Genomic DNA, 12,841 nt, shown 5'->3' on the forward strand with positions numbered 1-12,841 from the left:
CTTTTACCACTCGTTATATCGGATTCTTAATATTAATTTTTTATTGACTAACTGTAGACGGTTTGTGGGTGTTTAAGAATAAATAATAAAACGTCAAAACCAATCATTGATAAAAGGTTTTGACGTTTTAAATGGAGAATATGAGGAGTGAACTAACTGTCAACCAAACTCTGCTTACAGCTTCCTGCAATATTCCTGACTTGCAGCTACGACAGCATCTATTCCACCTGTCGCATAGGCCTTCGTTAAATCACTGCCGATCCCTACAGCGACAGCACCTGCATCGAGCCACTCCTGCATATTGTTGGCGTTAATCCCGCCTGTCGGCATAATTTCCACATGAGGCAACGGCCCATTCACCGTACGGATAAAGCCGGGTGAGAAATGGTTCGCCGAGAAAAGTTTTACGATGTCACAGCCCGCTTCCAATGCGGTTACTATTTCATTTAAAGTCATACACCCTGGTAAATAGGGTATGCCGTAGCGGTTGCATAATTTCGCGATGTCCGCATTAAAGCTCGGGCTGACAATAAATTTCGCACCACATAAAATGGCATGTCTTGCCGTTTCCGAATCTAATACGGTTCCAGCTCCTATGATTGCATCTAAAGAACGGATTTTCTCAAATACTCCCTGAACAAATGGTGTTGTATATGTAAGCTCTATAAGGCGAATTCCTCCTTGTACAGCACCTTGAATAATTTCTGTCGCTTCCTGAACCGAACTTCCGCGAATGACCGCTACAATTTTATGTTCTTTCAGTTGGTGAATCACTTCATATTTTTTCATAAGACCCTTACCTTTCAACTAGCGTTTTCTGTCCTAAAAACACTTCCACATCTGTGTATTCAGGCAAACCTTCATTGTCACCCTTTACCGTTGTCACCATTGCACCAACAGCATTCGCCATGCGCAGACGCTCGGTCACATCATAGTTTTTCATCACCCCGAAAATATATGCTGCATCATAGCCGTCACCAGCACCTACCGTATCGACAGGTTTAACTTGAAACGGTTCCGCTATATGCCATTGTCTGTCTACATAAGCTTTCGATCCATTTGCACCGTCCTTAATGACGAGTTCGGAAATGTTATACTGTGCGGCAAACTGCTCAAATGGCTGAGTACCGATAATCATTTCGATTTCGTCCAGCCCGGTCAATAAAATGTCGACATACGGGAAAATCTCAAAATAGACAGCCCTTGCTTGCTCCAATGTCCAAAGTTTCAAACGGATATTCGGGTCAAAAGAAACCGGAATACCTTTTGCTTTTGCGATGCGTAAAATAGCCAATGCAATTTGCAGGTTTTGAGGTGCAATTGCCAGAAATACGCCCGTCAGATGAACATACGCTATGTCATCAAACATCGATTCCTCGATATCCTCTTCGGTCATTGTTAAAATCGGTGACTGATACCGGTAGTAAAACGTCTTTCCGGAGCCGTTTTCCAATATTTCTTTAAAATTCAGCGAAGTCGGATAGCCGGAAACATGCTCCACATATTCCATATTGATGCCTTCACCGCGCACTGTGTTATAAATATATTTCGAAAATTCATCCCCGCCTAATCGGCTCATCCACTTAACGGGAAGCCCTAATCTGGCACAGCCAATGGCAAAATTCAGCTCGGCCCCGCCTAACTTGCGCTCAAAGGAATTAACATAGCGTAACGGACCTGTAGTCACTGGATTAAATGTAATTAGTGCATCCCCTAAAGTAAAAATATAGTGTCGTTCCATGAGCTCTCCCCCTGCCTTCATACAAGTAATCGTTGAAAGAAAGGCTGTCCTAAAAGTGAATGACTTTTGGACAGCCTTATTTCTTCTATTAAGTTAGAAGCTTTTCTATTGTTTCTTCCACTCCTTTATTAACGAATACGGATTTCTGTTTCTTTATCAAAGAAATGCATTTTATTCGTATTAACGGCAAAACTGATTTTTTGTCCTGCTTCAATTGTTTGTTGGGCATCCGTCAATGCTACAACTTCCTGATCACCGATTTTGAAATACAGCATAATTTCAGAACCTGTTAACTCCGCAACCTCAATTTCATATTGAGACACAACAGAAGGATCAAGCTCTGCCGTCTCTTCTCCTACGAAAAAGCTCTCAGGACGAATTCCTAAAATAACTTCCTTCCCGACATAGCCTTGCTGACGAAGCATCGTCATTTTATCTTCAGGAATGATAATTTTTCTATCTCCTAGCTGGTAATAGCCATCTTCTACACGTCCATCTAAAAAGTTCATAGACGGTGAACCGATAAAGCCGCCAACAAACACATTTTCCGGATTATCATAAATATACTTCGGTGCGCCTACCTGATGAATAATACCGTCCTTCATTACGACAATACGGCTCGCCATCGTCATTGCTTCTGTTTGGTCATGTGTTACATAAATTGTCGTTGTTCCGATACGACGGTGCAATTTAATAATTTCCGCACGCATTTGGACACGCAGCTTTGCATCCAGATTTGACAGCGGCTCGTCCATTAAGAATAGCTTCGCATCCCGTACAATGGCACGGCCCAATGCAACACGTTGTCTTTGTCCACCAGATAAAGCTTTCGGTTTACGATTTAAATAATTTTCAATGCCTAAAATTTTCGCCGCATTGCGCACTCGCTCATCGATTTCCGACTTCGGCAGCTTCCGTAATTTTAAACCAAATGCAATATTGTCATAAACCGTCATATGCGGGTACAATGCATAGTTTTGGAATACCATTGCGATATCGCGGTCTTTTGGTGCGATGTCATTGACACGCTTATCATCAATATAGAAATCCCCTTTTGAAATCTCCTCCAAACCGGCCATCATCCGTAATGTTGTCGATTTTCCGCAACCCGAAGGACCAACAAAAACGATGAATTCCTTATCCTCGATATGCAAGTTAAAATTATCTACAGCGGTTACTTTATTATCGTAAATTTTATAAATATTATTTAATTTTAATTCTGCCATTTCCTTACCCCCTCAATCGATTCCATGTGAACACTGCTAATGTATTTCTTAATTTAATAGTAATAGAAAACGCTTTCAGAAATAATTTAAAATTTTTAGATAATTGTTTAAAATCTTATAATAAGTGGCATATATGCACATTGTGTTTCACTACTGCACTCTTTTAAGCTTGTTCATACCGGTCTTGTATATAACGAATGCTTTCGGCAATATGAGGATCACGCGTATTTTCCAAAAGAATATTGATGAACGGCTTCTCCTTCTTCAGTCGTTCCGCTAAATACTTATAATCGAGCTGGCCGGTCCCGACTGGTACCATTACAATTTCACCGTTGTTCACAATGAAGTCTTTCGCATGAACAATAACGATCCGATCGCCGAATAATTCGAAGGCTTCATCCATTGCGAAATGCTGATCATGGATATTTTCCAAGCTCATAAAATTCGCCGGGTCATAAATGACTTGCAAGTTCGGCGACGGTACATCTTCCAGTAAACGCTTCATCCGTTTCGGTGTGTGAATCGGATGATTGATACCGCCTTCAATGCCGACGATGACACCAAATTTTTCTGCCTCTTCTACGAGCTCACGCACACTATTTACAACTGCTGAATAAGCTTCTTCAGTAAAATTATCTTCGCTGTACCCGAGTGACGGAATGACACTGCCCGTTTCTGTTCCGACAATACTGCAGCCGAAATCACGTGCAAAGCGGATATGCTCTTTAAAGCGATCAAGCTGACGCTGTCTTTCAGTTAAATCTGGATGAATCATGTTAATATAGCAGCCTAAAACAGCGATCCGAACATCGTGCTGCTGAAATACCGATTTTATATAGTGGCCATACCCAGGTGATAATGCCCCTGTACTAGTTGAAAATGCAGTTATGGATTTTGCAAGCGCCAACTGGACAGCTGAGAAACCTCTAGCTTTGACGTTTGCGGCGAGTTCCTGTAAATTTTCAGCTTCCAGATCATGTGCACGAATACCTAAATTTGCTTTCATTATTCCCACATCCTTTAGTAAAAGCCGTATCAGCATTGCGTGATACGGCTTATAATTATTTCCTATTATTTTTAGTAGTTATCTTGCCAGCCAGCCGCCATCAACGGCTAAAATATGACCGTTCGTATAATCCGAAGCGCGGCTAGCCAAGTACACGACAGATCCCATCAAGTCTGCAGTCGTAGCCCAACGTCCTGCAGGAATACGGGATAAAATTTCCGCGCTGCGTTTTTCATCCTGGCGAATTGGCGCCGTATTATCTGTCGCCACATAACCTGGCGCAATCGCGTTAATCTGTACATTATGTTCTGCGAGTTCATTGGCAAATGCCTTAGTTAAACCGGCAACGGCATGTTTACTCGCTGTATATGGCGGAACAAATTTGCCACCCTGATATGATAGCATCGATGCGATATTAATAATTTTCCCGCTCTTTTTTTCTACCATTACTTTCGCAACTTCCTGGCTTAAGAGGTATAGAGAGTTTAAGTTAATTTCCATTACCGTGTCCCAGTCCTGTTCCTGGTAGTCCAGTAATGGTGAACGGCGGATCGTACCGGCATTATTTACTAAAATATCCACTGTGCCATACTTTTGCAGGCAAGCTTCTACAGCAGGTTTGATAATCGTACGATCGCTTAAATCCCCCTGATAAAACGTCACTTTTTGGCCTGTTTCGTTAATTAAACGTTCTGTCTCACTCCAGTCCGCGCTGCGTGCAACAACAAAAATGTCTGCACCCGCTTTTGCCAAAGCGACCGCATATGCCTGGCCTAATCCTTTATTGCCGCCTGTTACAATGGCAACTTTTCCTTTTAAGCTAAAGTAATCTAATGAAAAACCGGCTACTTCCTGTGTCATCTATTATTCCTCCATTCGCTTAGCGTAAATCTTCCATTTTTACATGGTCCATGTCGTCATACGTAATGTTTTCTCCGCACATTCCCCAAATGAATGTATAGTTACTTGTCGCTGTACCTGTATGAATCGACCAGCTCGGCGAAATTACCGCCTGTTCATTTTTCAGAATAAGATGACGTGTTTCATCCGGTTGCCCCATAAAGTGGAAAACACGTGTATCAGCTTCCATATCAAAATATAAATATACTTCCATGCGACGTTCATGCGTATGAGCAGGCATTGTATTCCACACACTTCCCGGTGACAGCATCGTCAAGCCCATCTGCAACTGGCAGCTCTCGCAAACATTCGGATGAATATATTGATAAATTTTTCGTTCGTTCAATGTACCCGGTGCACCAGCTTCTAACGGTTTGATGTTGTTAATATCAATCTTCACCGTCGGGTATGTATGGTGCGCCGGTGTGGAATTGATATAGAATTTCGCCGGGTTTGCTGCATCGTTTGACCGGAACAGCACTTGTTTCGTACCGCGGCTCACATATAATCCATCTCGGCGCTGCATGTCATATTCAATACCATCCAATACGACAACCCCGTCACCGCCGATATTGATGATGCCCAGTTCACGGCGTTCTAAAAAGTAACTCACGCCCAATTCTTTATCCAGTTCAATCGTCAGTTCCGTATCAGCTGGTGTCACCCCGCCAAAAATCATACGGTCGACATGTGTATATGTTAAATGTACCTTTCCAAGTTCAAATAATGCTTCCACTAAAAAATGCTCACGTAATTTGTCCGTATTATAGCGTTTAATCTCTTCAGGGTGATTGGCATAACGTGTTTCCATTTTGCTACCTCCTCCGGTTAATGAACAGTTTTAATCATCTAGGTCTGTTTTCCATAACCTCTACTATTGTTTTCTGAATATTGTTACAACCCGATTATAAAAAACGATGTAAGGGTTTACAATGTTACGTAACGATGTCCTTAAAATATCAAACGCTTTTCTTAAATATTTGTACTCATAAGCATTGCTTCAGTCTGAAACATAAAAAAACTAGCGGCATTTAATACCGCTAGCTGACATTAGGATTCAGTTTCTTTTTAAATTCGGCCGGGGTATGGCCAGTGTATTTCTTAAAACAAATACTGAAATATTGCGGGTTACTGTACCCTACCTGCTCACTGATTTCATATGTTTTCAAACTTTCTTCTCGCAGCAGTTCCATCGCTTTTTTCATGCGCAATTCCAGTAAGTAGTCCCCAAAATTAAACCCTTTTTCGAGTTTAAACAGATTGCTTAAATACGGTGCACTTACATGAATCATTTTGGCCAGTTTCTGCAATGTTAATGTGCTGTCCGAATAATATTCATTCATATAGTGGATCGCTAAATCAACATGGCTTTTAAACTTACTTTCCTCTTTTTGATAAAGAGTTTCCGACCATTGTTGAATAAGCTCCCGGATAATTTGCATCATGTCGTACAGTGAATTCATTTCCATTATTGCCTTATATACATCAGCCGAATGGGTCGATGCCTCGTCTTTACTCCAGCGGTCGATTTCAAATGATAACAGTGTTGCATATTTTAGCGTCATCACTTTAAGATCCGTGAGCGATAACGATTGATAGTTGATGATTGCGTCATGAAATTCTTCAAGCAGCTCTTCCACCTTTTCCGGGACTCCTTGCTTAATCTGTGCAATCAGTTTCACATCAAACGCTCTTAAATTTTCCGCTGTCTGCTCACCATTCGTCACTTTATCGTCAATTGAAAACAATTTGCCTGTCCCCATAATATAGCGCAAATCCAGCGCCATTTTGGCCTCAATAAACGAACGGCCAATCTCGAACAAATTCGTATATGGACGCCCATATGCCAACGTTACATCCGGCAGCTGTTCAAGCAAGAAGGTTGCCATGTCTACAGCCTCTACTGCTGCATCATGTCCGATCAGCAGTACCCATTCATTGTCCTCGACCGAGAGCAGATGAAATTTATCTTCATCAAGCTTTTTCGAAGCAAGTTGAACAATCTGCTCATCAAACAACTGTCCTTCGCATCCATCATGAACAACAATTGCCGAATAGCATGTCCCATCTAAGTGTACATCCAAATCTGAAAGCCCTTTTTCGATATCGGTTTCCGTTTCACCAACTGCCATGAGCTGTTTAAAGAATTTCTGTTGCCGTATTGCACGCGACTCCACGAGCAACTGTTCATTCGAAAACGTTTCGGACCATTCAGCGAGTGCTTCCTTCACCTTTTCCAGCAGCAGTTCCGAATCGACCGGTTTCAGTAAGTAGTCAAATGCCTTTAACTGAACGGCCTGCTGCGCGTAACTAAAATCCTCATAACCCGTTAAAAAGATAAATTTTGTCTGTGGACTAATTTCTTTTAATTGACGTGCCATATCGAGCCCATTTAAAAAAGGCATATTAATATCTGAAATGACGAGATGTGGCTGCTGCTGTGCAATCAGTTCAAGTGCCATTTCCCCGTCACTTGCTTCACCTACAACCTCTATCCCGTTTTCCTCCCATGGAATCGTCTGGCAAATGCCTCGACGAATAATGCGGTCATCCTCTACTACGATTATTTTATACATCCTTTGTCAAGCCCCCTGTTGTCACCGGAATAGTAATAATCATCGATGTTCCTTCACCATATTTGCTTCGGATTGTGAGTCCGTAAGCTTCCCCGTACTGCATTTTAATCCGGTCATTGACAGACTTTATGCCAATTCCGATATATTGCTTCTGCTCTTGATAATTCAGCTGCAGCTCTGCATGAATCGCTTCAAGCCGCTCCTCCGAAATCCCTGTGCCGTTATCAGAAACTTCCAAGTAAACATAATTTGCGTCGCAATACCCTTTAATAACAATCTTTCCTTGACCGCGCTTTTGCTTTACGCCATGATAGATCGCATTTTCAATTATCGGCTGCAACGAAAGTTTAACAATCTCATTATCTAAAATACTTTCTTCCACATCGATCTCATACGTGAAATCATCCCCATAGCGCATCTCCTGTATGATTAAATAGTTTTCGATATGCTCGATTTCTTCTTTGACCGAGATAATTTCCTTCCCTTTACTAATCCCGATACGGAAAAAATTCGATAACGCCGTGACCATATGGCTCGCTTCCTTTGTCATGCCCATGTCACAAAGCCCTTTAATCGAGTAAAGCGTATTATAGAGGAAATGCGGATTGATTTGCGCGTGCATAATCGCAAATTCCAGCTGGCGTTTTTCTTCCTGCTCCAAAATCACCTGGTCCATCAACACGTTAATCCGGTCGATCAGTTCGATAAATCCGCGGTTCAACACGCGCATCTCTTTCGGTCCTGAAATTCTTTCTTCCAGATAAAGATGGTTTTCATTGACCAGATCCATCTGTTTTGCTAATTTCTGAAACGGTTTCGACATATAGGAAATAAAAATATTCGTCACAAATACGACGAGACCGATCATGATGATTACTAAAAACACAGCGAATATTTTGATATACTCCACTTTGTTCAAAAGATCATCTTCAGGTACAATCGCCGCGATTTTCCAACCATTGGATTCAAGCGTATCGTAAATGACAATCATTTCTTCATTGTCTTCATTTGTATATGTAATTTGATTTTTTGGAGTTGATAATTGATGCAATTTCTGAAAGGTCTCATCATCAAGCGTATATTTAGACTCAAGTTCCTTCGACTGATAGATACCATCTTCTGAAATGAGCGCCAAATAACCATTCTCCCCGATGAGTGATCGGCTCAGCACCTTTCCGAAAAATTCCTCACGAATATTAAAGAGCACAATACCTCTTTTCTCCAGATCATTCAGTTCCAAAAGCTTGTACATCGACATCACCGCATTTCCGGTATGGAACGCTACGTCTTCATGCACATTTTTCCATTTAAAATTCTCACTATCTGCCCGGTAATTCACGAAAAAGTCATCATAATCAATGACAGGTTTCCTCGTAAATTCACTTTGATAAATCAAAAATTCCCCTTCGTTCAGATCAATCGTAGCCGACTCCAAAATCGTACTGTAACGTCCGTAAATGATCTGCAGATTTTTATCGATCGGAATGTAATCTTCCGGTACGATTTGCTCCTGCTCCTTCATCAATAAGTTGACGAGCCGTGTATCATACGAAATGGACACTAGCTGCGAAAACAAATCCGAAAGGGTATGGTCTAAATAATTCTTCGTCTGATAAATCGTATCATTCATACTTTGATACGTATTCTCTTCAATTTGGGCGGTAGCAATATAAGTCGACACACCGCCGGTTACTAAAATACATATAATCACAATCGGCAAAAATAACATATTCATCGTTGTTTTAAAGGAATGAAAAATATATTTATACATAAATGTCCTTAGTCGTTCCAGATACCACACCTACCAAACATTCCGTTTTCATATAAAAATAAGATATTCCAAGCTTAAAGCGCATACAAATAGAATAAAGTAGTATAATCTATATTTTCTTTATATTCCAATAATTCTAACATAATATGTAAACACTTGACATTTATTTTTTCAGAGGCAAGAAAAAAGTACCCTTGATTCGGGTACCTTTTCTTAACTATTACTATTTTACCGTTATATCATGCAAAGCTATGCTTGCTAGAATGAATGCGCCCATACCGTGTAAATCGTTTTCTGATGTCGGGCGGTCCACATAATAGTCGTATACCCCTGCCGATGTGCCGATGCAGATGCCTTTTAGATTGGCCACATCTTCCTTCACATCGACCATATGCTCGATTAACCCGTCATACGCTTTATTTACTACTGATTGGTACGAATCATCAACTAATCCTAGTTTAATCGCTTTTGCAATGAAGTAAATAAACAGGGACGAGCATGAAGATTCCAGCCAGTTATCGGTATGATCACCTTTATCCACGATTTGATACCATAATCCCGTCTTCTCATCCTGGAACTTTTTAATAGCAGGCACTAGATCTTTCAATGACTGGACGATATCTTCCTGACCGCGTGCACCGTTGATCAGTTCCAATATATCGACGAGCGCCGTCCCGTACCAGCCGACAGAACGTCCCCAAAACTCTGGTGAGCACCCTGTTTCCGGGTCTGCCCATGGTTGAGCTTTTTTTTCATCCCATGCGTGGAATAGTAAGCCCGTTTTCTCATCTTTCATATGTGTACGCATCAGTTTTTCCTGGCGTACGACATTCTGCACAAGCTCTTCTTCGACAAAATGGTTATTGTACATAAGCATAAACGGACCTGCCATGAATAACCCGTCCAGCCACATTTGATAAGGATATTTGTCTTTATGCCAGAAGCCGCCCTCTGTCGTCTGGTTTATCGAATACAGCAGATGACGGAGTTTTTTCGCTGCAATTAAATAACGACGGTCCTTCGTCTGTTCATATAATGGGAACAATAAAATGCCGGCCTGCACAGAATCCAGCTCATCCCGTGCAAAGTATAAGTTACCTTCTTCGTCAATCAGGCTATCGATATAGCCTTTCATATATTCAAAGTACTGCTGATTACCTGTCGCTTCCCATACACGAAGCATACCGTATAAAAATACCCCCTGATGATAGTGGAAGGAATTCGCCGGTGGCAGCTGGTCCGGTGTATACGTATTCATAATCGCCTTACATGCTTTTTCCGCCAGTGCAAGCGGTGTATTAACCGTAATATTTTCAGATGTCGTTCTCATTTATGCCATCTCCTTTAGCTTTAGCGTTGTTTGTATTTTTCAAAAAACAAAGGGTGTGGCTGAAGCACCGCACCCTTTTTTTGTATTATTTGCCGAAGTGCTCTGAGTATTTAGCTTCTGCAGCTTCCATCGCACCCGCCCACTCATCTAAAAATTCCTGTGCTGACGCTTTACCACTCATAACCGATTGAATTCCGGCATCGACCGTACCATCCAGGATTGAACGGTATTCTGGTAAATAGAATGGCGGCTTATAAAGAACTGTGTTCGGATCATCATACACTTCAAATGCTGTTTGAATATGAGGTGAATTTTTAATCCAGTCTTCTTTTAACACGTCACTGTTCGTTGGGATCTGACCGACTTGCTCATTCCAGAAACTTTGACTAGCAGCCGAGTTCAGGAATTCTGCAAATTTCCAAGCTTCATCCGGATTATCTGTCCCGTTGAAAATTGAAATACCGATCGTATTACCGCCTTCTGCCACGTAGTTGCCGTTTTCCGATTTAGGCAATGGGATCGCCTGGAACTGACTTTCTTCCAGTGCTTCTTTGTGCTCACCGAATGAACCGATGTTGTGCTGTACCATTGCCACTACACCTGTATCAAAGCCGGCGATCATTTCTTTATAGCCGTTTGTAATATCGCTTTTCGGTGTGTAATCTTCATATAACGATAAATACTTTTCGATAAACTCGACGTTTTTCTGATCATTGATCGTTGCTTTGCCGTCTTCCGTCAAATAATCTTCAAACCCGTTGTATGCATACATCATACGCTGAATCTGGAATGACCCGCCTGCACCTCCACGGATTGTGTAGCCGTAGCGATTATTCGCTTTATCCGTCATTGCTTCTGCAGCAGCATAAAACTCATCCCAAGTCTCAGGAATTTTTACTCCTTTTTCTTCAAACCAGTCCTTACGTACCCAAAGGATATCCAGGTTTTGTGTGTAAGGAATTCCATATAGCTTTTTATCCGCTACGATTTCTTTATTGAAATTCAGTGCCCCTTCATTGATCAGACCGTTCAGCTCCGAATCAGCAAAGTAATCATCCAGTGGCAGTAATGCTTCACGAATCGAGAATTCAGGTAGCCAGCTCGTTTGGACAGACGCCAAGTCAGGCGTATCGTCCGCTGCAATGGCTGCATCCATTTTTGATTTTGCCGAGTCTTTCGGTAATCCGACATACTCCACATCAATCATCGGATTTTCTTCTTCAAAACGGGAGATTAACTCTTCCCAAATCGGTGTACGCTGCGGTCCGGCATTTTCATCCCAGAACGTAATTTTTACCGGCTTTCCGTTTTCTGCAGACACCTCTTTTTTACCCGCCGACTCATCATCCCCGCAAGCGGCCAATAATAGTGCTGTTGCAATCGTACCTACTGCAATCGATTTTCTGAACTTGCTTTTGAACATCAACCTTCACCCCTTATAAATTCATGTACAATTAACCTTTTACTGCTCCACCCATACCATTGACTAAATGCTTTTGTGCATATGCAAATAAAATTACTGCCGGAATTAAGGCAATGACACTGCCTGCTGCCAACGCACCGTAGTTGACATTGAATTCGCCCATCATCGTACTCAGACCGACCGGCAAGGTGAACCGGTCCTGACGATTCGTGAGCATTAAGGCAATTAAAAATTCATTCCATGTGTAAATGAATGTAAACACCCCTGTTGCGACAATACCTGGAAGCAGCAGCGGGAACACGACATGACGGATGGACTGAAGTTTCGTACACCCATCAATCATCGCCGCTTCCTCCAACTCTTTCGGAACGTTTGCGATGAACCCGCTCATCAATATGGTCGTAAACGGAATCTCAATCGCCGTATACGTAATAATTAGAGCGAGTGGACTGCTGATCAGCCCTAAATTTTTGAAAATGATAAATAACGGGATAATCATCATTGATCTCGGTATAAATTGCGTACATAACAGCATCAGCATAAAGGCGCGTTTTCCCTTGAACTGATAACGGGCCAATGCATAGCCGGATAATGTTGAACAGATCAATACGACAATCACTGTACTGACGCCGACGATCAAACTGTTTTTCATGAATGTGGCAAACCCGACATTATTCCACGCCATCACAAAGTTTTCCACTGTCGGATTAAGCGGCGCATATTCAAGCGGACGTTTCATAATATCTCCCTCAGGCTTGAATGCCGTATTGATTGTCCAATAGAGCGGGAAAAGGGTAAAACTTAATAACATACCGAGCGGCACATAAAGTGTCAATAACTTATCTATTTTTTTATTTTTAGAAAACAT

Annotated in this window: 11 protein-coding genes; all 11 read right to left on the reverse strand. The window is 41.7% G+C overall.

The window, feature by feature from the left end:
- Nucleotides 1–174: 174 nt before the first annotated feature.
- Nucleotides 175–789: a bifunctional 2-keto-4-hydroxyglutarate aldolase/2-keto-3-deoxy-6-phosphogluconate aldolase gene (locus tag M3166_RS05805; protein WP_251688208.1), complete on the reverse strand. Its 615-nt coding sequence runs from the start codon at nt 787–789 to the stop codon at nt 175–177.
- A 7-nt stretch (nt 790–796) separates the two neighbouring features.
- Nucleotides 797–1,741, reverse strand: coding sequence for a sugar kinase (locus M3166_RS05810; RefSeq protein ID WP_251688210.1), 945 nt, complete (start codon nt 1,739–1,741; stop codon nt 797–799).
- A gap of 128 nt (nt 1,742–1,869) precedes the next feature.
- Nucleotides 1,870–2,967, reverse strand: coding sequence for an ABC transporter ATP-binding protein (locus M3166_RS05815; RefSeq protein ID WP_251688212.1), 1,098 nt, complete (start codon nt 2,965–2,967; stop codon nt 1,870–1,872).
- A 163-nt stretch (nt 2,968–3,130) separates the two neighbouring features.
- Nucleotides 3,131–3,973: a sugar phosphate isomerase/epimerase family protein gene (locus M3166_RS05820; protein ID WP_251688214.1), complete on the reverse strand. Its 843-nt coding sequence runs from the start codon at nt 3,971–3,973 to the stop codon at nt 3,131–3,133.
- Nucleotides 3,974–4,051: 78 nt separating this feature from the next.
- Nucleotides 4,052–4,834 (reverse strand): 2-dehydro-3-deoxy-D-gluconate 5-dehydrogenase KduD, encoded by a 783-nt coding sequence (gene kduD, locus M3166_RS05825; RefSeq protein ID WP_251688216.1) that lies wholly within the window; start codon nt 4,832–4,834, stop codon nt 4,052–4,054.
- A gap of 19 nt (nt 4,835–4,853) precedes the next feature.
- Complete coding sequence (kduI, locus tag M3166_RS05830; protein WP_251688218.1) at nt 4,854–5,684, reverse strand: 5-dehydro-4-deoxy-D-glucuronate isomerase; 831 nt, start codon at nt 5,682–5,684, stop codon at nt 4,854–4,856.
- Between the two features lie 229 nt (nt 5,685–5,913).
- Nucleotides 5,914–7,449 carry a response regulator gene (locus tag M3166_RS05835; RefSeq protein WP_251688220.1) on the reverse strand — a complete coding sequence of 512 codons (1,536 nt, stop codon included), beginning with the start codon at nt 7,447–7,449 and terminating at the stop codon, nt 5,914–5,916.
- Nucleotides 7,442–9,220, reverse strand: coding sequence for a sensor histidine kinase (locus tag M3166_RS05840; RefSeq protein WP_251688222.1), 1,779 nt, complete (start codon nt 9,218–9,220; stop codon nt 7,442–7,444). Before M3166_RS05840 ends, M3166_RS05835 begins: the two co-directional genes overlap by 8 nt.
- A gap of 223 nt (nt 9,221–9,443) precedes the next feature.
- A complete protein-coding gene (locus tag M3166_RS05845; RefSeq protein ID WP_251688224.1) occupies nt 9,444–10,550 on the reverse strand; it encodes a glycoside hydrolase family 88/105 protein in 1,107 nt (368 codons plus the stop codon).
- Between the two features lie 85 nt (nt 10,551–10,635).
- Nucleotides 10,636–11,973, reverse strand: a complete 1,338-nt coding sequence (locus M3166_RS05850) for an ABC transporter substrate-binding protein (protein WP_251688226.1) — start codon at nt 11,971–11,973, stop codon at nt 10,636–10,638.
- Nucleotides 11,974–12,004: 31 nt separating this feature from the next.
- Nucleotides 12,005–12,841 (reverse strand): carbohydrate ABC transporter permease, encoded by an 837-nt coding sequence (locus M3166_RS05855; RefSeq protein ID WP_008407849.1) that lies wholly within the window; start codon nt 12,839–12,841, stop codon nt 12,005–12,007.

The sequence above is a fragment of the Solibacillus isronensis genome, assembly GCF_023715405.1.
Classification (GTDB): Bacteria; Bacillota; Bacilli; order Bacillales_A; family Planococcaceae; genus Solibacillus; species Solibacillus isronensis_B.